Here is a 19,022-nt window from a genome sequence, read left to right as displayed (position 1 = left end):
ACGCATGGATCCGCTTTCAGCAGCAATGAAAATCGCAGGTTCCGGGCTCGAATCGCAGTCGACGCGTCTGCGCATCGTCTCGGAAAACATTGCCAACGCCCGTTCGACCGGCGACACGCCCGGTGCCGATCCCTATCGCCGCAAGACCATCACTTTCGGCCAGCAGCTTGATCGCGCCAGCGGCGTCGAGACCGTCAGCGTCAAGAAGATCGGTGTCGATGAAGGCGATTTCATCAAGGAATACGATCCGAGCAATCCTGCTGCGGACGACAAGGGCATCGTCAAGCTGCCGAACGTCAACATCCTGATCGAGATGGCCGACATGCGCGAAGCCAACCGCTCGTATGACGCCAATCTGCAGACGATCAGGCAGACCCGCGACCTCATTTCCTCGACGATCGATCTTCTCAAGAGCTCACAATAATGATCAGCAGCGTACAGAACGTCAGCAATCTTTCGATGACCCGCGCACTCGGCGCCATCGACAGCGAAAATTCCGTCTCCTCCTCGACCGCGACCTCTTCGGCCGCATCGGGAGTATCGAACGGCCTGAGCTTCGCGTCCGTCATGGGCAACATGGCGACCGAGGCCGTCAACAGCCTGAAGGGCGCGGAAAACATGTCCTTCGCCGGCATCAAGGGCACGGCTTCCACGCGCGAAGTCGTCGATTCCATGCTGCAGGCCGAGCAGACGCTTCAGACTGCAATCGCCATTCGCGACAAGGTCGTCTCGGCCTTCCTCGAAGTCACAAAGATGCAGATGTAACTGATTTGAGGACGAACACATGAGAGCGCTCGCCATTGCAGCGACGGGCATGGATGCCCAGCAGACCAATCTGGAAGTCATCGCGAACAATATCGCCAACATCAACACGACGGGCTTCAAGCGCGCCCGTGCCGAGTTCACCGACCTTCTCTACCAGACCGAACGCGCCAAGGGCGTGGCCAACCGCGCCAACCAGGCCATCGTGCCGGAAGGCGCCAATATCGGTCTCGGTGTGCAGACCTCGGCAGTGCGAAACCTGCACCTGCAGGGCGAACTGACCCAGACCGGCAACGATCTCGACATCGCCATCGTCGGCAAGGGCTTTTTCCAGATCCAGTCGACCGACGGCACGACGCTCTACAGCCGCGCCGGCGCGCTCAACAAGAACGACCAGGGCCAGCTCGTCACCATCGACGGCTACGAGGTCATCCCCGGCATCACCATCCCGCAGGGCGCCACCGAACTGACGGTCAGCCGCTCCGGCGAAGTGACCGCCAAGCTGCCCGGCCAGACCGATCCGACCACGCTCGGCCAGATCACGCTTGCGGACTTCGTCAACGAAGCCGGCCTGAAGCCGATCGGCGACAACCTCTTCCAGGAAACGCCGGCATCCGGCGAGGCCGTCGTCGGCAATCCCGACGAGGATAACATGGGCTACCTCAAGCAGGGCTACCTGGAATCCTCCAACGTCGATCCGGTGAAGGAAATCACCGAGCTGATATCGGCCCAGCGCGCCTATGAAATGAACTCGAAGGTGATCACGACCGCTGATGAAATGGCATCCATCGTCAGCAAGAACCTGAAGTAAGAGGGAAGGGCCGAACATGATGTTTCGCCGGGCAGGATACATCCAGGGATGGGTGGCTGCGGCCACGATCGCAATTGCCGGCATGGTCGTGCCGGCAACAGCGGATGCCGGCATGGGTTATGCCGTCGTCCCGACGACGATCATCTACCCCGGCGACACGATTACGAGCGCCCAGCTTCAGGAAGTCGAAGTCACCAACCCCAACCTGTCGGGAGATTACGCAAAGTCGGTCTCCCAGGTCGAGGGGCTGGTCTCCAAGCGCACGCTTCTGCCGGGCCGGACGATTTCGGTCTCGGCCCTGCGCGAACCCTATACGGTCACGCGCGGCTCCAACATCCGCCTGGTCTTCCAGCTCGGCCAGATGACCATCTCCGCGGCCGGCACGCCTCTCGAAGACGGCGCGACCGGCCAGTTGATCCGTGCACGCAATATGGATTCCGGCGTCATCGTCAGCGGCACCGTGCTCGCCGACGGTACGGTCCATGTGAGGGCAAAATGAAGTTCTTCTTTCGCATTCTGAGCCTGCTTGCGGTTCTGGCGATGAGCCTTGCCGATGTCGCGCCCGCCTGGGCGCTGACGTCCCGCATCAAGGATATCGCCTCGCTGCAGGCCGGCCGAGACAACCAGCTCATCGGTTACGGCCTCATCGTCGGTCTGCAGGGCACCGGTGACGGTTTCCGTGCGTCTCCGTTTACCGAGCAGTCCATGCGCGCCATGCTGCAGAACCTCGGTATTTCCACGCAGGGCGGCCAGTCGAATGCCAAGAATACGGCGGCCGTCATGGTCACCGCCAATCTGCCGCCCTTCGCAAGCCCCGGCAGCCGCATCGACGTGACGGTCAGCTCGCTCGGCGATGCGACCTCGCTGCGCGGCGGCACGCTGGTCATGACCTCCCTGTCGGGGGCCGACGGCCAGATCTACGCCGTCGCCCAGGGCGCGGTCATCGTCTCCGGCTTCCAGGCCCAGGGGGCGGCCGCAACCGTGACCGAGGGTGTGACGACCGCCGGCCGCGTGCCGGGCGGCGCCATCATCGAGCGCGAGTTGCCGTCCCGCTTCAAGGATTCGGTCAATCTCGTCCTGCAGCTGCGCAACCCCGATTTCTCCACCGCGATCCGCATTGCCGATATCGTCAACGGCTACGCCAAGGCCCGCTTCGGCGGACCGGTCGCGGAGGCCAAGGATTCGCAGGAAGTCGTCATCGAAAAGCCGCGCGAGGCCGATCTGACGCGCCTGATGGCCGATCTCGAAAATCTCGTCGTCGAGACCGATACGCCGGCCAAGGTCGTCATCAACGAACGCACCGGTACGATCGTCATCGGTTCCGATGTGCGCGTCTCGCCCGTCGCCGTCAGCTACGGTACACTGACCGTGCAGGTGACGGAAACGCCGCAGATCATTCAGCCCGAGCCCTTCTCGCGCGGTGAGACCGCCGTTCAGCCGCAGACGGATATCCAGGCGCAGAAGACGGGCGGACGGGTCGCGATCATCGACGGTCCCGACCTTCGCACCCTCGTTGCCGGTCTCAACAATATCGGCGTCAAACCGGATGGCATCATCGCCATTCTCCAGGGCATCAAGTCGGCAGGCGCCCTGCAAGCGGAGCTTGTGCTGCAATGATCAAGATCACGAACCGGAACCCGATCGCCAAACTGCTGCGCCGGCTGGCTTTGCCGGCGGCAGGCCTCGTGCTGCTCTCCATTCCCGGCGCCTTCGCCCAGGAAGTGGCGCCGCTCGGCGACATCACGCCGACGGACGAGGTCAAGCAGTTCTGCACCAACATCGCCGATCCGGCGCGCGACCAGCGCTATCTCCTGCAGAAGCAGGAGCTTGAAAAGCTGCGCGCCGATATCGACAGCCGCATCGTCGAAATGGACAAGCGCAAGACCGAATACCAGGACTGGCTGAAGCGGCGCGACGATTTCCTCAAGCAGGCCGAGGCCGGCCTGACGGACATCTACAAGAAGATGAAGCCGGACGCCGCCGCCCTGCAACTGCAGGACGTCAAGCCTGAACTGGCCGCCGCCGTCATCATGCGGCTCGGCGCGCGCCAGTCCAGCCTCATCCTGAACGAGATGGATTCCACCCAGGCGGCCAAAATCGCCGGCATCATCGCAAGTGCATCTGATCCCAATACCTCGAAGGATCCTTCATGAATAAGCGTTTACCGGCTGTGATCGCCGCCGTCGCCCTGCTTGCAGGCTGCCAGTCCACGGCAGTCAACGAGATCGGCCGCGCGCCTTCCATGAGCCCGATCGGCAGCGGTCTCGCCTACGGCCAAACGCCGCAGATGGCGCTCTATCCGAAGCAGCCGCGCGCCGTCGCACAAGGCTATTCGCTGTGGAGCGATTCGCAGGCCGCCCTCTTCAAGGATGCGCGCGCCTTGAATGTCGGCGACATCCTGACGGTCGACATCCAGATCAACGACAAGGGATCTTTCGACAACGAGACCAACCGCAGCCGCACCAATTCGAGCGGCATGAACTGGGATATCAACGCCCAGATCTTCGGCTGGACGCCGCAGTCGAAGACGGACCTGACCTACGGTTCCGACACGAGCACGGACGGCAAGGGCAAGATCGAGCGCACCGACAAGCTGAACCTTCTGGTCGCCGCCGTCGTCACCGGCATTCTCGAAAACGGCAACCTCGTCATCAGCGGCTCGCAGGAAGTCCGCCTGAACCAGGAACTGCGCATCCTCAACGTCGCCGGCATCGTGCGTCCGCAGGACGTCAATTCCGACAACCAGATCTCCTACGACAAGATCGCCGAAGCCCGCATCTCCTATGGTGGCCGCGGCCGTCTGATGGAAGTGCAGCAGCCGCCGCGCGGCCAGCAGGCCGTCGATCTCTTCTCGCCGCTCTGAGGCTCGATCACAATGGCAGAAACCGAAACAGGCGAAGGCAAGAAAAAGAAGTCGGGCGGCATGGTGATGACGATCGCCGGCCTTGCCGTGCTGACGCTCCTCGGCGCCGGCGGCGGCTGGGCGGTCGGCAACATGGTCGCCCCCAACATCCGCAGCGCCGTCGAGGCCGAGCAGGCGAAAGAGGCCGAGGCCAAGAAGAAGGCCGAGGGTGGCCTGCCGAAAATCGCCACCGAAGCCAACAATATCGTGGTGCTCGACCCGGTCACGTCGAACCTCGCCTACCCCTCGGAAAACTGGATCCGACTCGAGGTGGCGCTGATGTTCAACGGGCCGCCGGATGTCAAGGTCGCCGAGGATATTCACCAGGATATCCTCGCTTATGTCAGGACCATTTCCCTTCAGCAGATCGAAGGGCCGCGCGGCTTTCAATATCTCAAGGATGACATCCAGGAACGTGTTGACCTTCGCTCTCAAGGGCGCGTATCGAAGGTCATGTTCAGGACCTTTGTCATCGAATGATTCGATTCATAGTTTGCCTTGCCGCCATGATGGCGGTGCCGGAACTGGCGGTGGCCCAGCAGCTGCCGACTGATCTGTTGAATATCCCGGTCGACGGCTCGGTCGCCGCCTGGATCATCAGGACATTCGGCCTTCTGACCGTGCTTTCGGTCGCGCCGGGCATCCTCATCATGGTGACGAGTTTTCCTCGCTTCATCATCGCCTTCTCGATCCTGCGTTCGGGCATGGGCCTGTCTTCGACGCCCTCGAACATGATCCTTCTCTCGCTCTCGCTGTTCATGACCTTCTACGTCATGTCGCCGACCTTCGACCGGGCCTGGCAGGACGGCGTCCAGCCGCTGCTCGCCAACCAGATCGATGAGGCCACGGCCGTCCAGCGCATTGCCGAGCCGTTCCGCACCTTCATGTCGGCCAATACGCGCGACAAGGATCTCGCTCTTTTTGCGGATCTGGCGCGCGAGCGCGGCCAGAACATCCAGACGACCGAGCCGATCGACTACCGCATCCTGCTTCCCGCCTTCATGATCTCGGAGATCCGGCGCGGTTTCGAAATCGGCTTCCTCATCGTCCTGCCCTTCCTCGTCATCGACCTGATCGTCGCGACGATCACCATGGCCATGGGTATGATGATGCTGCCGCCGACCTCGATCTCGCTGCCGTTCAAGATCCTCTTCTTCGTGCTGATCGATGGCTGGAACCTTCTCGTCGGCAGCCTCGTGCGCTCCTTTAGCTGACGGCCCGACGCAGCTTTAATTTTCACATGAACAAAACCCGCCGGATCGCTCCGGCGGGTTTTGTGCTTTCGGATGCGGCTGGGGCCGACTTAGCCGTTCGAGCCGAAAGGCTCGGTGCGCGGCGGCAGGGCCGGGACGTCGATATGGTCGGGGCCGAGACCCTGCTTGGCGCGTTCGGCCATCAGTTCATAGGCATGTTCCAGATGGTGGCAGAAGCGCTCGGCATCGAAGAGCGGCGCGATATAGCGCTTTTCCCGCAGATGCTGCTTGTAGCCGGCGACGCGTTCCGGGTTGAGGGCCAGCTCGACGGCCAGGTCCTCGTAGGCCTGCAGGTCGTCTGCGACGAGTTCGGGCAGGTCGATTGCTCTCAGCAGGCTTTCGCTGACGCGGGAGGCGAAGTTGGTCCCCTTCATCGTCAGGACCGGCAGGCCGCCCCAGAGCTGTTCCGAGGTGGTGGTGTGGCCGTTGACGGGGAAAGTATCGATGCCGAGGTCGGCCGCCTGCTGGCGGCTGATGTGCTGTTCGTAGGGCGCGCGCGGGCAGAAGATGATGCGCTTCGGCGAAATGCCGCCGGCCTGGAAGCGTTCCAGCAGATTTTCCTTGTTGCGGGGCGTGTTGGCCATCAGCCAGAGCACGCTGTCGGGTGCGCGCTTGAGAATCCTGCACCAGCTGTCGACCACCTGCGAGGTGATCTTACGGTTGCCGTTGAACGATGCGAAGATGAAGGCATTTTCCGGCAGGCCGAGCTGATCGCGCGTGACCGGCTGCGGCTGCGGGCGGTTGGCCGGGTCGTTCGGCTGATAGCTTTCCGGCATGCGCAGGAATTTCTCGTGGTAGAAAGGCTTGGCCACGTCAGGCAACACCGAATGGTCGCCGATGACATAGTCGAGATCGATATTGAGCGTGCTGCCGGGAAAGCCGAGCCACGCGACATGGATCGGCGCCAGCGGCTGGTTGAAGGCGGTGGAACGGCTCCCCGACGTATGCCCCTTGAGGTCGACCATGATGTCGATATTTTCGGCGCGAACCGTCTTCAGGATCGCTTCGTCCGACAGGCCGTAGACATTGACGATCTTGCCCCAGCGGCTGCGGTCGGTCCTGTTGTTTTCCAGGTATTCGGGCAGCGTGTGGTCGAAAAGCGTGATCTCGAAACGGTTGCGGTCGTGGAGTTCGAGCACGCGCTGCAGGAGCTTCATCGTCGCGTGACCGTCCCAGAAGTCCGAGGACATGTAGCCGATGCGGATCTTGTCGGACCACGTGTGCGGCAGGCTGCGCCGGTAGGCAACGGTGGCCGGATCGAGCGGCCTCGTGCCGATCGTCGCATAGCGGTTATAATCTTCGTTGCCGCACCAATGCAGGTGATAGAAGGGGTTGTCCTTCCTGAGGATGTCGATGTCGTTCTTGGCGAGCGCGGCGTCGATCGGCGCCTGGTGCTTGTTCGCCTCGGCGAACTCGTTGAATTCCCGCAGGCAGACGAGATAGAGGAAACGGAAGGCGAGGTTGCCCGGATACCGCCGGAAGAGGTTGCGGGCGAGCGTCTGGTTCGTCTCGTCCAGCAGGTCGTCGTTCAGCAGCAGTGCGGCCAGGCGCGCGTGCTCCGGGTTCTGGCTCTCCGACAGGACCTTCTTGAAGGGGCGCAGCAGGTCGCGCCGCTGGCGGCGCAGATAGATCGAGGAGATGATGAAGGCAAGTTCCGGATCTTCCTGCGCCTTGCCGAGATTGCGCATTGCGATCAGGAGCGCCTCGTCATCGTTGCCGGACTCAAGATGGATCTTGGCGGCGGTCTTCAGGAACTCGTACGCGCCCTGTCCGGCGCAATCGGCAGCAAGGCAATAGGCCTTGGCGGCATCCGTCTTGAAGCCGAGTTGCAACAGGTTCTTGGCCAGGAGAGCGTAGGTCTTGGCGTCCTTCTGAGTATCGATGAGCTGGTTGAGCGTCGCCAGGGACTGTGTGTAGCGGCCGGCCTGATAGTCCCGGGATGCCGCCGAGAACGAAACTTTGCTGTTCAAAACCTAACTCCGTAAGGAAATGTTCCGGCATGAAATGGTGATCGACGGGACACGCACTCAGCCCACCCGCAGGACACGGGTTGCCCGACGATACTATCCCGGCTTCTGCCACACTGGCACTCGAAGCTTGCTTGAAACCGGTGCGGCCGAATGCCCGTTTTCCGGGAGAAGTCGAAGCGCCGAAAACGAATTCAGCCAACATTAACCATGCAATCGAAGCGGCCCGGCGGGGAGCCGCGTTTTTAAGAAGTTGGCAAGTATTGGCTGCGAGATTGCCCTGGACATGACGGGTTTGGGCCAAAAGACAAGGGCACCGAGTGGCATGAAGCTGGTCCGTCATCGCCGGTATTTATAGTCCGGTATGTCCTCCTTTTTTGTATCTAGTTTTCTAGGGGACACACTTATGACGAGCATTAACACGAACACTTCCGCCCAGGCAGCTCTCCAGACGCTGCGCAACGTCAACCAGAACCTGACGAGCACGCAGAATCACGTTTCGTCCGGTTATCGCGTTGCCAAGGCTTCCGACAACGCTGCTTACTGGTCGATCGCAACCACCATGCGTTCGGACAACAAGGCCCTCTCGGCTGTTTCCGACGCTCTCGGCATGGGCGCCGCCAAGGTTGACACCGCTTACACCGCGATGGACAGCGCCATCGACGTCGTCGGCGAAATCAAGGCAAAGATCGTCGCCGCAACTGAAAACGGCGTCGACAAGAAGAAGGTCCAGGAAGAAATCGACCAGCTGCAGGACCAGCTCGTCAGCATCGCTCAGTCGGCTTCCTTCTCCGGTGAAAACTGGGTTGCTGGCGCCAACAACACGACGAAGAGCGTTGTTTCCTCCTTCGTTCGCGACGGTTCGAACGGCGTTTCGGTCAAGACCACCGACTACGTTCTGAACAACACCTCGAGCGGCAACGTTCTGTTCGGCATGCTGACGACCGGCGCCATCGAAACCTCCACGGGTATCCTCGGCTCGAGCGTTGGTACGATCGGCTCGGTTTACAGCCTCGACATCACCTCCTTCACGCAGGCTGACCTCGGCCTCGCTCTGAGCGCCGTTGAAGGCGCCCTGAAGGCGATGACGTCTGCCGGTGCAAAGCTGGGTTCGATCTCGACCCGCATCACGATGCAGGACGACTTCGTCAGCGCCCTCTCCGACTCGATCGACTCCGGTATCGGCCGCCTCGTCGATGCCAACATGGAAGAAGAATCCTCCAAGCTCTCTGCTCTCCAGACGCAGCAGCAGCTCGCGATCCAGTCTCTCTCGATCGCCAACTCTTCTTCGCAGAACATCCTGTCGCTCTTCCGCTAATAGCGGCGCAGCCACATTTCCGAAAGTCTCGAGGCCGGGTAACTCCCGGCCTCGAATGTTTTAATATTCAGTTAACGGAAACCTTTCTAAGTATCAGATATTTTTACGAAATTTCGTTTCTGAATTTAGCTTTCCTTAACCATCTTGCTGTTTTCTAAGCCCATCGAAACGGCGAGTTAACCTTAACGAAGATGGTTAACAGGCATGATGCTGATCGCTGTGGGCCGGCCAAAATCCGGAATGTCCCTTCCTATCATCTGCCAAAAGGGGCAAGTAAACTATGACGAGCATCAACACCAATAACGCTGCAATGGCAGCTCTCCAGACGCTGCGCAACGTTAACCAGGGCCTCCAGAAGACCCAGGACCACGTTTCGTCCGGCTACCGCGTCGGCAAGGCTGCTGACAACGCTGCTTACTGGTCGATCGCAACCACCATGCGTTCGGACAACAAGGCCCTCTCGGCTGTTTCCGACGCTCTCGGCCTCGGCGCCGCCAAGGTTGACACCGCTTACACCGCCATGGACAGCGCCATCGACGTCGTCGGCGAAATCAAGGCAAAGATCGTTGCCGCAACTGAAAACGGCGTCGACAAGAAGAAGGTCCAGGAAGAAATCGACCAGCTGCAGGACCAGCTGATGAGCATCGCTCAGTCGGCTTCCTTCTCCGGCGAAAACTGGGTTGCTGGCGCCAACGCCGTAACCAAGAGCGTTGTTTCCTCCTTCGTTCGCGACGGTTCGAACGGCGTTTCGGTCAAGATGACCGACTACGTTCTGAACAACACCTCGAGCGGCAACGTTCTGTTCGGCATGCTGACGACCGGCGCCATCGAAACCTCCACGGGTATCCTCGGCTCGAGCGTTGGTACGATCGGCTCGGTTTACAGCCTCGACATCACCTCCTTCACGCAGGCTGACCTCGGCCTCGCTCTGACCGCTGTCGAAAATGCCCTGAAGGCAATGACGTCTGCCGGTGCAAAGCTGGGTTCGATCTCCACCCGCATCCAGATGCAGGACGACTTCGTCAGCGCCCTGTCCGACTCGATCGACTCCGGTATCGGCCGCCTCGTCGATGCCAACATGGAAGAAGAATCCTCCAAGCTCTCTGCTCTCCAGACGCAGCAGCAGCTCGGCATCCAGTCTCTGTCGATCGCCAACTCCTCTTCGCAGAACATCCTGTCGCTCTTCCGCGGCTGATAGGATCGCGAAACATAACCCGCCGGATAACCGGCGGGTCACATGGAAATCGAGCCGCGCTTCGATGGAGCGCGGCTTTTTTTGATTTCTGTTAACGATTGATTAACCATATTGCTGTTTTCTGCGTCTCAACGAGACGGCGAGTTAACCAAATTTAAGAACGGGTTAACAGGCATGAAGGCTGATCGTCGTTCCCGGGCGCTATTCCCGAATGTCCCTTTATTTTAACGTCTGCCAACAAGGGGCAATCATTTCATGACCAGCATTTTGACGAACGTCGCGGCTATGGCCGCCCTCCAGACCCTCCGCGGTATCAGCAACAGTCTCCAGGACACCCAGAACCGCGTATCTTCCGGCTATCGCGTTGAAAAGGCGGCAGACAACGCAGCCTATTGGTCCATCGCAACGACCATGCGCTCGGACAACAAGGCCCTTTCCGCAGTTTCCGACGCTCTCGGCCTCGGCGCCGCAAAGGTCGATACGGCCTACACGGCCATGGACAACGCCATCGACGTGGTCAGCGAAATCAAGTCGAAGATCGTTGCCGCGACGGAAAAGGGCGTCGACAAGACCAAGATCCAGGAAGAAATCAGCCAGCTTCAGGCTCAGCTCATGAGCATCTCCCAGTCGGCTTCCTTCTCCGGCGAAAACTGGGTTGCCGGCAATTCGACCAAGAGCGTCGTATCCACCTTCGTCCGCGACGGCAACGGCAACGTTTCGGTCAAGACGACCGACTATGTCCTCAACGCGGCCTCCAACGGCAACGTCCTGTTCGGCATGACCACGGCAGGCACCATCGATTCGAGCAGCGGCATCATCGGCTCCTCCAACGGCACGATCGGTTCGATCTACACCATGAACATCACCACCTTCGGTCAGACGGAAATCGCTATGGCACTGACGGCAATCGAAGCGGGCCTGGAGGCAATGACGAAGGCAGCCTCTCAGCTCGGCTCCATCTCCAACCGCATCGAGCTGCAGGAAAACTTCGTCGCGGCCCTCGGCGACTCGATCGACTCGGGTGTCGGCCGTCTCGTCGATGCCGACATGGAAGAGGAATCGAGCAGGCTCACGGCGCTGCAGACACAGCAACAGCTGGCGATCCAGTCGCTCTCGATTGCAAACTCCAGCGCTCAGAACGTCCTCACGCTCTTCCGCAGCTAAGGCGGCGGCTGAAGCTGGACCAAACCTTGCGCCGCCAGTTCGCGGCATCCTGGAAACCGCGCCGAAATGGCGCGGTTTTTCTTTTATTTCAATGGTTTGCAGAGAAGTCGCCACACTCGTTTCGATCCCCGATTCCGCTCTTGCGAAACTGGTTGATATCGGGTTAACGTTGCCGCAAGTTGATTTGTTTTGCGACGCACCGGCGCGGGAACCCGCCCGGGAGGCATGAAGCCAGTTCAGTCGCTGCCGGCAAAACCGGCCTGATCCCTTCACCTTTCCGAGACCATGTCGATGACCGTCAAGATTACCAACGCGGCCGCGGTGAGTGCGCTTGCAGTGCTGCGCAGCATCAACAAAGAATCGTCCGACGTACAGCAGCAGATTTCCACGGCCAAGCGCGTGGCAACTGCGGCCGACGATGCGACCTACTGGTCGATCGCGAGCGTGATGCGCGCCGACAGCACCAACCTCGGCACCATTGGCGATGCGCTCGGCCTCGGTGCCGCCAAGGTCGACGCGACCTATACGGCGATGAATTCCGCGATCGATCTTCTCGGCGATCTCAGAGCCAAGCTGGTTGCCGCCCGTGAGCCCGGCGCCGACAAGGACAAGATCAACGCCGAAATCACCGAATACAAGAACCAGCTCCAGACGATGGTCGAAGGCACGGCCTTCGCCGGCGAAAACTGGCTCCTGAACGGCGAGCCAGCCGCCCCCCCGCAGTGGCAGATCATCGGCAGCTTCGTGCGCGCCCCGACAGGCGAATATCAGGCGCAGACGATCGACTTTCCGTCGTCCCAGACCATCCTGATCGACAGGAACAATGCCAGCGGCGGCCTGTTCACCAAGGATGTCAACGGCAATCCCGACGGCACGCCGGTCCGCAACTACTATCTGCTGAACGTAAATTCCGGAACGCCGGCGACCGGCACGGAAATCTCCATCAGCAAGTCCACCACCGACTCGCAGCTGATGGATATGCTGACGGCCACGGACGCCATGCTCAAGCAGCTCACGAATTCGGCAGCGGGGATCGGTGTCATGAAGGCTCGTATCGACGATCAGATCGACTATACCGCGGATCTGTCCGACGCCGTCGACAAGAGCGTCGGCGCCCTCGTCGATACCGATATGGACGAGGCTTCGACCCGCCAGAAGGCGATCGAAACGCAGAAGCAGATGGCCGTCGAGGCGATTTCCATCCTCAATACGTCCGCCAGCAAGATTCTCATCCTGCTCGAATAAGGCGCGAGCGCGGGGGCGGCACCATTCATCCTCGCGCAAGTTTGGGTTTCTAGTTTCCGGCATGAAGGCAGTGTCCGAATCCATGCCGGCGACAGGCCCCGAGCCTCTCCCGAACCGGAACGGCACGCCGGCAAGGACGATGGTCATTTTTCAAGCGGGGGCATGCCGCGTGCTTCCCGAATACTGGACGGTTTTTTATGAGCATTATGCTTTCCCGGTATTTGAAGGATTTCGGTGAGCCGAGTCCCTCGGCGCCGATCATCGATGTAGATGATTTCGCCGCCGAAACCGCCTCCGTATTTGCGGAGTTGCCGCAGGAGCCCGAAATCGACATCGAGGCGGAACGGCGCGAGGCCCATTCCGAAGGTTTCGCGGCCGCAACCCTGGAATTGACCGAAAAATACGAACGCGAAGCCGAGGCCGCCGCCGCCGCGCATGCCCGCGAGATCGAAGAGCTGAAGCTCCGTTACGAGATCGAGGCCGCCGCCGTGATCGCTTCGCGCATCCGCGACATGGCCGAAGAGATCGCCACGCTCGTCAGCGAGGCGACCGCCACGGCAATCGCGCCGATCATGACCGAAGCGCTGGCAAGGAAGGCGACCGAAAATCTTGCCGTCCTGCTGCGCGAGGCAATCCTCGACGGTGCCGCGGCGCCGATCGTCGTGCGCGGCCCGGCCAAGCTTTTCGATATCCTCAAGGGCGAACTCGGAGAACATGCCGCATTGGTGCGCCATCACGAGGCCGATGATGTCGACCTTGCTGCCGAGATTGGCGAAACCGTACTCGTGACCCGTATTTCCGCCTGGGCGGCTAGCTTGAAGAAAGTTTCCGAATGAGCGACGGCGAAAATCATCATCACGGCAAGAACGAGATCGTCATCGTCAAGAAACATGGCGGCGGGGATCACGATGGCGCCCATGGCGGCGCCTGGAAGATCGCCTATGCCGACTTCATGACGGCAATGATGGCCTTCTTCCTCGTCATGTGGCTGGTCAACGCCGCCAACGAGGAAACCAAGGCCTCGATCGCGACCTATTTCAACCCGATCAAGCTCTCGGATGAAAAGCCGACCGAGAAGGGCTTGAAGAAGCCCGTCGATCAGGCCGAGGGCGAGCAGAACCAGGAAAAGTCGAAGGAGAAGGAAGAGAATCCGAACGAGGGCAAGTCCGCCGCCGACGGCGACGACCAGACCTCGACCTCCGGCGACAAGACCAATTATTCGGAAGCCGATTTCTTCGAGAATCCCTATTCGGTTCTCGCCGAGATCGCCCAGGAAGTCGGCCAGCAGGCAAATGTCAGCGCCAAGGGTGACGGCGGCGCCGCCGATTCCGGCCCGGCGACCGGTGCGGATGGCGGCGAGGCCTATCGCGATCCTTTCGATCCGGATTTCTGGACCAAGCAGGTCGAAGTGACGACCGCCGGCAAACCGCAGCAGCCTTCGCCGCTCGATTCGAAGGCTGAACCGAACGAGCTTGCCAAGGCGGAAAATTCCAAGCCGGCCACGCTGCTGAGCAAGGATGCCAATAGCGCAGCCGTGGCAGCCTCGGCAGAGAAACAGGCCGAGAAGAAGCAGGACAAGCAGGCGGACAAGACCAAGGACGCCGACAAGACCGAAGAGGCGAAGCAGGCCGAGGAACAGCAGCAGGCCAAGGAACTGCAGCAGGAAATCGCCCAGCAGATTTCCGGTGTTGCCGGCAAGCTGGCCGAAGGCCTGACGGTGACGGCGTCCGAAGGCGGCCTGCTGGTGAGCATTTCCGACCAGAACGACGACTCCATGTTCAACATCGGTTCTGCCGTGCCGCGTCCGGAAATGGTCCTCGCGATGCAGAAGATCGGCGAAATCCTGAAGGAGCGGGGCGGAGCTGTCGCCATTCGCGGCCATACCGACGGGCGGCAGTTCAAGGGCGGTCTCAACGAGAACTGGCGGCTTTCGATGGACCGTGCGCAGAGCGCTTATTACATGCTCGTGCGCGGCGGTCTCGACGAGAAGCGTATTTCCCAGGTTTCCGGCTTTGCCGACCGCCGCCTGAAGCTGCCCGACGACCCCTATAACGCGTCAAACCGCCGGATCGAGATTCTCGTACAGGCAGATCAAGGATAGTCGCATGGCGCTGAGGCAGCATCGCTATTTCAGATATGCGCTCTTCGGCCTGGCGTTGATGTCGCCTGCCGTCGGTCACGCCGCAGACGCGGACGATCTCGCGCCGTACAAGATGCTGCGCTCCCTGCAGTTCGTTCAGGATTCGGTCGTAACGGGCGATCATTCCGCCGGCGAGATGCAGCGCTTCATGCTCGGCAAGATCGACCAGCGCCTGCGCACCGTCGATCCGTCCGTTTATGACGATGACCGCAATGTCGATGCCGCGCTGATTTACGTGATGAGCGGCGGCAATCCGCAGACGCTGGAATATCTCGTTTCCCACGACGTCAACGGCTACTTCGACAATCGCGTCACCGATGTGCTGCGGAAATATCTGAGCGGCAAGGGCCTGCTGGTCTCCAAGACGCTGGAAGAAACCGCCAGGGAATATGATGGCAAGAAGATCGGCCCCTATCTGGCGCTGATCGGCGGCAATGTGCTGATTGCCACCAGGCCGCTTGATGCGCTTGCCCTCTACGACCGGGCGCGGCTCAATGCGCCCGGCACCATCGTCGAGGAGGCGGCGCTGCGCCGCTCGGTTGCCATCTGCGTCGAAACCGGAGAGGTCGACAAGGGGCTTGCCTATTCGCAGCGCTACGTCCGCCGCTTCCTGCATTCGCCCTATGCCAGCCAGTTCGCCGATCTCTTCGTGAAGCTGATCGTCAGCCACAATCACGATGTCAATCCGCAGGCGGTCGTCGATATCCTCTCCTTCATGGATGCCCCGCGCCAGCGCGAGGTCTATCTGCGCGTGGCGCGCGCTGCCGCCATCGCCGGAAAGCCCGACCTCGCCCGCATGGCTGCCCAGCGCGTCCAGTCGCTGGGCGAGGGGACGGACAATCCGTTTGGGCCGCTTGCCGATTTCTATAACGGCATGGCGAACGTGCCGACCGACGATATTGACCAGGCCGCCAAATATATCGCCAATATCTCGGGCGCCTCGCTCTCGCCGCAGGATCAGGCGCTGCAGGCAGCCGCACGATCGGTCGCCGAGCAGATATTGCGGGCTCCCGATCCGGCAAGCCTGACGCAAGGCTCAACCCCTAATAATCCTAATCAAGAAATTACTTCTGAACAGGCCGCAGCCGCCACGGCTGCGCAACCGGAAGGGGCGCCGGGCGCTGCTCCGGAACCTGTTGTCGAAGGCGCGGCTTCCGCTGGCTCGGGAGGCCAGGATGCCGACCCTTCATTCACCTCTTTCGTGACGACCAATCGATCCAAGCTCGACGAAATCGACGGTCTCCTGGCCCAAGAAGGCAAGTAAGATGATGATGGATATCAGCGTCTCGGGCGGAACGCCCGGCACGGATGCGTCTGCGTCCGTAAGATCCGGCCGGGGGGCCGGCAAAGGCGAGGCTTCGGATCAGAACGGCGGCTTCTCGGATGTCCTCTCCAAGGCCGGCAGCAACGAGCAGGATGCGGATACGGTCGATACGTCCGGGCAGCAGGCCGGCCACGACAGCGCGGACACGGTGGCGCGCGACCTGCGCAGCCGCAATCCGAAACCGCTGATCGATCTCAACGATGCTTCGCTCAAGGGACAGGCGAACGTGCAGGCCGGAACAATCGCGAATGCCGGCAAGACGCCCGCGAAATCCATCAGGGATCAGGAAAAGGATGCGGCGGTCTTTGGGCTCGGCAAGCCGGACACGTCCGATCAGGCGGCCGAGACCGCGGCCCAGGTGATGACCGGCAAGACCGCCAAGCCTGCCAAGGGCAACGTGCTTCCCGCCGCTACCGACACCGATCCGGCTGCCGATGCGGAAGCGGGCGACGGCGACATTACCGATGTCCTCGGCCTTCTGAAGAAGGAGCCGGGTGATGCCGCAGCGGTCCTTCAGGCATCCGTGCACCACGCCACGGCGAAGGCCGATAACACGACGGCCGGAAAGAAGGATGCGAAAGCCGAAGGGACAAATGGCGTCAAGGCCGATGCGCATGTGTCGGACGCGCTCGCCGCCGTCGCCCCGCATCACGACGACACGCGCATTCCCGGAACGGAGAATGTCGAAAGCGTCGGAGGCAAGACCTTCAGGCTCAGCCGTGCCGATGGCCGCGGCCAGTCGATCGACATGCAGATCGGCACCGAACAGCCGGGTTCGGAAAAAGCGGGCAAGACGAGCGTTGAAAATGTCTCCGTTCTGGAATCCCGCCGTTATCTCGGCCTGGTGCAGAACCAGAATTCCGCGACCGTGACCGCGGCCCTGTCGGGCGACAGCGAATGGGCGCGCGCCATGCAGCCGAGCTCGGCCCTGTCGAATGCCGCCGAATGGACGAGCACCGGCAAGGTGGTCAATACGCTCAAGATCCAGATGAGCCCGATCGACCTCGGTTTGGTCACGGCGACGATGCGCCTTTCCGGCGAGACGCTGAACGTCGATCTCAAGGTCGAGACGGGCACTGCCTACCGCCAGCTCAAGGAAGACCACGGCAAGATCCTCGAAGCGCTGCGCAGCCAGGGCTACGCGGTCGACAACGTGACCATCAGCATGGCTCCGGTGGAGCGAGCCGATACCGGCAGCCAGGCCAACGGCCAGGGGCAGGCTTCCCAGCAGCAGTCGCTTGCCCAGCAGGGCCAGGGGCAGGGCGGCGAGGCGCGCGAGCGCCAGAACCAGACAGCACAGCAGACGGACGGAGGCTTCAATGGTGCGGGCAGGAACGGTGTTGAGAACGCTTCTGCTGTCGACGCTGGCGGCAACCGCTCTGGCAGCGTTTACCTCTAGCGCATCGGCCTCCACCGGCGCCTGCGAGCGCGAGATCCAGTCCGCTGCGGCCAAATACGGGATCCCGGAAGGCATCCTCTATTCCGTGGGCCTGACGGAAACCGGGCGCAAGGGATCGCTCTATCCCTATGCCATGAATGTCGAGGGGAAGGCGTTGTTCCCGCCTTCCGAGCAGGCGGCGCTGCGGCAATTCGACACTGCCAGCAGAGACGGCGCGAAGCTTATCGACATCGGATGTATGCAGATCAACCACTATTTCCACGGCGAAAACTTCAGCTCCGTGGAGGAAATGTTCGATCCTCACCGCAACGTGGAATATGCCGCGAAGTTCCTTCGCAACCTGCACGACCGTCATGAAACATGGACGATGGCGGTAGCCAGATACCACGCAGGACCGAACAACAATCCGGCGCAGAAGCAATATGTCTGCCGCGTCATCGCAAATCTGGTCGCCACCGGCTACGGCAAGTGGACTCCCAATGCGAGCAATTTCTGCGGAAATTAATTCAATTAATAATTGAATTCACCAATTATGTCCGAACTGTGTCAGAGTGTGGCAAGAATCCGGCATGATTCCTGCTTGCAAGGCGTAATTAAGCGGTTGTTAACTTTTCCACGAAACTTTTGTGTGCATAACGCCGGCGACCTACTATATGTAGATCAAATCGGTACCCAATTCTTAATCAATTATTAATTTCTGCCATTAACTTTCCCGAGTTGCCGCTGATTCGCGCGATTCGTACCCATAGATCATCGATGTGCCACACTGATTCGGAGGCGGACGAATGATCGTAGTGGTTGATGAGCGTGAGCTCGTGAAGGATGGTTATACTTCTCTCTTTGGCCGTGAGGGCATTCCCTCGACCGGCTTTGATCCCAATGAATTCGGCGAATGGGTGCAGACGGCGGCTGATTCGGATATCGCGGCCGTCGAGGCATTCCTGATCGGCCAGGGGCAGCGCGCCATGGAATTGCCGCGTGCGATCAGGGATCGCTCGATGGCGCCCGTGATCGCGGTCAGCGACCAGCCGTCGCTCGAAAACACGCTTGCCCTTTTCGATTGCGGCGTGGACGACGTTGTACGCAAGCCGGTGCATCCGCGTGAGATTCTCGCACGCGCCGCAGCCATCCGTCGTCGCCTGAAGGCGATCGCGAACTACACCGACATCGGCGCCATCCGCGTCTTCTCGGACGGGCGCGATCCGGAAATCAACGGCGAAGTCTTCGCCCTGCCGCGCCGCGAGCGCCGCATCCTCGAATACCTGATCGCCAATCGCGGCCGTCGTGTCACCAAGACCCAGATCTTCAATGCGATCTACGGCATTTTCGATGAGGAAGTCGAAGAAAACGTCGTCGAAAGCCACATTTCCAAGCTGCGCAAGAAGCTGCGCAAGAAGCTCGGTGTCGATCCGGTCGATTCCAAGCGCTTCCTTGGCTATTGCATTGATTGGAATTGATTTTTCGGCGCGGGTCGTGCCGCGCGGGAAAGCCGGAATATTTCGGCCGGCGACCCGGCATGACAGACAGCTTCACGCAAGGCCC

At 60.8% G+C, this 19,022-nt stretch carries 20 protein-coding genes; 19 read left to right on the top strand and 1 reads right to left on the bottom strand.

The features are described 5' to 3' along the window. The first annotated feature begins 4 nt into the window (after positions 1-4). The 9 genes from flgC to fliP are packed head-to-tail and all read left to right on the top strand — an operon-like array spanning position 5 to position 5,689. Entirely contained in the window at positions 5-424 is a 420-nt protein-coding gene (gene flgC, locus ACU8HS_RS05775; RefSeq protein WP_112566762.1) for a flagellar basal body rod protein FlgC, read from the top strand. Further along, positions 424-765, top strand: coding sequence for a flagellar hook-basal body complex protein FliE (locus ACU8HS_RS05770; RefSeq protein ID WP_112566759.1), 342 nt, complete (start codon positions 424-426; stop codon positions 763-765). The genes flgC and ACU8HS_RS05770 overlap by 1 nt, the downstream gene beginning before the upstream one ends. A 19-nt stretch (positions 766-784) precedes the next feature. Next, the gene (gene flgG, locus ACU8HS_RS05765; protein WP_112566756.1) at positions 785-1,573 is read left to right on the top strand and encodes a flagellar basal-body rod protein FlgG; all 789 of its coding nucleotides are present in this window, start codon (positions 785-787) and stop codon (positions 1,571-1,573) included. Between the two features lie 16 nt (positions 1,574-1,589). Beyond that, complete coding sequence (flgA, locus tag ACU8HS_RS05760; RefSeq protein WP_447015547.1) at positions 1,590-2,072, top strand: flagellar basal body P-ring formation chaperone FlgA; 483 nt, start codon at positions 1,590-1,592, stop codon at positions 2,070-2,072. Next, positions 2,069-3,190, top strand: coding sequence for a flagellar basal body P-ring protein FlgI (locus ACU8HS_RS05755; protein WP_112704972.1), 1,122 nt, complete (start codon positions 2,069-2,071; stop codon positions 3,188-3,190). Before flgA ends, ACU8HS_RS05755 begins: the two co-directional genes overlap by 4 nt. Then, positions 3,187-3,726 carry a MotE family protein gene (locus ACU8HS_RS05750; RefSeq protein ID WP_447015546.1) on the top strand — a complete coding sequence of 180 codons (540 nt, stop codon included), beginning with the start codon at positions 3,187-3,189 and terminating at the stop codon, positions 3,724-3,726. The genes ACU8HS_RS05755 and ACU8HS_RS05750 overlap by 4 nt, the downstream gene beginning before the upstream one ends. Continuing rightward, positions 3,723-4,436 carry a flagellar basal body L-ring protein FlgH gene (flgH, locus tag ACU8HS_RS05745; protein WP_112566744.1) on the top strand — a complete coding sequence of 238 codons (714 nt, stop codon included), beginning with the start codon at positions 3,723-3,725 and terminating at the stop codon, positions 4,434-4,436. Before ACU8HS_RS05750 ends, flgH begins: the two co-directional genes overlap by 4 nt. 12 nt (positions 4,437-4,448) lie before the next feature. Continuing rightward, on the top strand, positions 4,449-4,955 hold the full coding sequence (locus ACU8HS_RS05740; protein WP_112566741.1) for a flagellar basal body-associated FliL family protein: 507 nt from the start codon (positions 4,449-4,451) through the stop codon (positions 4,953-4,955). Continuing rightward, positions 4,952-5,689 (top strand): flagellar type III secretion system pore protein FliP, encoded by a 738-nt coding sequence (gene fliP / locus ACU8HS_RS05735; RefSeq protein WP_112754767.1) that lies wholly within the window; start codon positions 4,952-4,954, stop codon positions 5,687-5,689. The genes ACU8HS_RS05740 and fliP overlap by 4 nt, the downstream gene beginning before the upstream one ends. A gap of 89 nt (positions 5,690-5,778) precedes the next feature. On the opposite strand, the gene ACU8HS_RS05730 is transcribed toward fliP, so the two are convergent. Beyond that, positions 5,779-7,698 carry an O-linked N-acetylglucosamine transferase family protein gene (locus ACU8HS_RS05730; RefSeq protein ID WP_112754769.1) on the bottom strand — a complete coding sequence of 640 codons (1,920 nt, stop codon included), beginning with the start codon at positions 7,696-7,698 and terminating at the stop codon, positions 5,779-5,781. A gap of 403 nt (positions 7,699-8,101) precedes the next feature. On the opposite strand from ACU8HS_RS05730, the gene ACU8HS_RS05725 reads away from it, so the two are divergent. From ACU8HS_RS05725 to rem, 10 genes are all read left to right on the top strand, one after another. Continuing rightward, positions 8,102-9,013: a flagellin N-terminal helical domain-containing protein gene (locus ACU8HS_RS05725; protein ID WP_447015545.1), complete on the top strand. Its 912-nt coding sequence runs from the start codon at positions 8,102-8,104 to the stop codon at positions 9,011-9,013. A gap of 280 nt (positions 9,014-9,293) precedes the next feature. Further along, a complete protein-coding gene (locus ACU8HS_RS05720) occupies positions 9,294-10,208 on the top strand; it encodes a flagellin N-terminal helical domain-containing protein (RefSeq protein ID WP_112570786.1) in 915 nt (304 codons plus the stop codon). A 255-nt stretch (positions 10,209-10,463) separates the two neighbouring features. Further along, the gene (locus ACU8HS_RS05715) at positions 10,464-11,372 is read left to right on the top strand and encodes a flagellin N-terminal helical domain-containing protein (protein ID WP_112570788.1); all 909 of its coding nucleotides are present in this window, start codon (positions 10,464-10,466) and stop codon (positions 11,370-11,372) included. A 291-nt stretch (positions 11,373-11,663) separates the two neighbouring features. Next, positions 11,664-12,617 carry a flagellin N-terminal helical domain-containing protein gene (locus ACU8HS_RS05710; RefSeq protein WP_112571045.1) on the top strand — a complete coding sequence of 318 codons (954 nt, stop codon included), beginning with the start codon at positions 11,664-11,666 and terminating at the stop codon, positions 12,615-12,617. Between the two features lie 197 nt (positions 12,618-12,814). Then, on the top strand, positions 12,815-13,453 hold the full coding sequence (locus ACU8HS_RS05705) for a hypothetical protein (protein WP_112705586.1): 639 nt from the start codon (positions 12,815-12,817) through the stop codon (positions 13,451-13,453). Then, a complete protein-coding gene (locus ACU8HS_RS05700; protein WP_112755011.1) occupies positions 13,450-14,718 on the top strand; it encodes a MotB family protein in 1,269 nt (422 codons plus the stop codon). The genes ACU8HS_RS05705 and ACU8HS_RS05700 overlap by 4 nt, the downstream gene beginning before the upstream one ends. 4 nt (positions 14,719-14,722) lie before the next feature. Beyond that, positions 14,723-16,021, top strand: coding sequence for a chemotaxis protein MotC (motC, locus tag ACU8HS_RS05695; protein ID WP_447015544.1), 1,299 nt, complete (start codon positions 14,723-14,725; stop codon positions 16,019-16,021). 4 nt (positions 16,022-16,025) lie between these two features. Further along, positions 16,026-17,480: a flagellar hook-length control protein FliK gene (gene fliK, locus ACU8HS_RS05690; protein ID WP_447015883.1), complete on the top strand. Its 1,455-nt coding sequence runs from the start codon at positions 16,026-16,028 to the stop codon at positions 17,478-17,480. Then, a complete protein-coding gene (locus tag ACU8HS_RS05685) occupies positions 17,422-17,985 on the top strand; it encodes a lytic transglycosylase domain-containing protein (RefSeq protein ID WP_447015543.1) in 564 nt (187 codons plus the stop codon). Before fliK ends, ACU8HS_RS05685 begins: the two co-directional genes overlap by 59 nt. Before the next feature lie 280 nt (positions 17,986-18,265). Continuing rightward, positions 18,266-18,937 carry a transcriptional activator Rem gene (gene rem / locus ACU8HS_RS05680; protein WP_112570798.1) on the top strand — a complete coding sequence of 224 codons (672 nt, stop codon included), beginning with the start codon at positions 18,266-18,268 and terminating at the stop codon, positions 18,935-18,937. Positions 18,938-19,022: the final 85 nt, after the last annotated feature.

Source organism: Rhizobium sp. KDH_Rht_773_N, assembly GCF_052946295.1.
This window is presented reverse-complemented; position numbering and strand designations above follow the sequence as displayed.

What these genes read in the sequence shown, in the direction of transcription:
- ACU8HS_RS05740 (WP_112566741.1), top strand. Translation starts at nt 4,449, where the DNA reads ATGGCAGAAACCGAAACAGGCGAAGGCAAGAAAAAGAAGTCGGGCGGC.
- fliP (WP_112754767.1), top strand. Translation starts at nt 4,952, where the DNA reads ATGATTCGATTCATAGTTTGCCTTGCCGCCATGATGGCGGTGCCGGAA.
- ACU8HS_RS05720 (WP_112570786.1), top strand. Translation starts at nt 9,294, where the DNA reads ATGACGAGCATCAACACCAATAACGCTGCAATGGCAGCTCTCCAGACG.
- fliK (WP_447015883.1), top strand. Translation starts at nt 16,026, where the DNA reads ATGATGGATATCAGCGTCTCGGGCGGAACGCCCGGCACGGATGCGTCT.
- rem (WP_112570798.1), top strand. Translation starts at nt 18,266, where the DNA reads ATGATCGTAGTGGTTGATGAGCGTGAGCTCGTGAAGGATGGTTATACT.
- flgA (WP_447015547.1), top strand. Translation starts at nt 1,590, where the DNA reads ATGATGTTTCGCCGGGCAGGATACATCCAGGGATGGGTGGCTGCGGCC.
- ACU8HS_RS05715 (WP_112570788.1), top strand. Translation starts at nt 10,464, where the DNA reads ATGACCAGCATTTTGACGAACGTCGCGGCTATGGCCGCCCTCCAGACC.
- flgH (WP_112566744.1), top strand. Translation starts at nt 3,723, where the DNA reads ATGAATAAGCGTTTACCGGCTGTGATCGCCGCCGTCGCCCTGCTTGCA.
- ACU8HS_RS05750 (WP_447015546.1), top strand. Translation starts at nt 3,187, where the DNA reads ATGATCAAGATCACGAACCGGAACCCGATCGCCAAACTGCTGCGCCGG.
- ACU8HS_RS05770 (WP_112566759.1), top strand. Translation starts at nt 424, where the DNA reads ATGATCAGCAGCGTACAGAACGTCAGCAATCTTTCGATGACCCGCGCA.
- motC (WP_447015544.1), top strand. Translation starts at nt 14,723, where the DNA reads ATGGCGCTGAGGCAGCATCGCTATTTCAGATATGCGCTCTTCGGCCTG.
- ACU8HS_RS05705 (WP_112705586.1), top strand. Translation starts at nt 12,815, where the DNA reads ATGAGCATTATGCTTTCCCGGTATTTGAAGGATTTCGGTGAGCCGAGT.
- ACU8HS_RS05700 (WP_112755011.1), top strand. Translation starts at nt 13,450, where the DNA reads ATGAGCGACGGCGAAAATCATCATCACGGCAAGAACGAGATCGTCATC.
- ACU8HS_RS05710 (WP_112571045.1), top strand. Translation starts at nt 11,664, where the DNA reads ATGACCGTCAAGATTACCAACGCGGCCGCGGTGAGTGCGCTTGCAGTG.
- flgC (WP_112566762.1), top strand. Translation starts at nt 5, where the DNA reads ATGGATCCGCTTTCAGCAGCAATGAAAATCGCAGGTTCCGGGCTCGAA.
- ACU8HS_RS05725 (WP_447015545.1), top strand. Translation starts at nt 8,102, where the DNA reads ATGACGAGCATTAACACGAACACTTCCGCCCAGGCAGCTCTCCAGACG.
- ACU8HS_RS05755 (WP_112704972.1), top strand. Translation starts at nt 2,069, where the DNA reads ATGAAGTTCTTCTTTCGCATTCTGAGCCTGCTTGCGGTTCTGGCGATG.
- flgG (WP_112566756.1), top strand. Translation starts at nt 785, where the DNA reads ATGAGAGCGCTCGCCATTGCAGCGACGGGCATGGATGCCCAGCAGACC.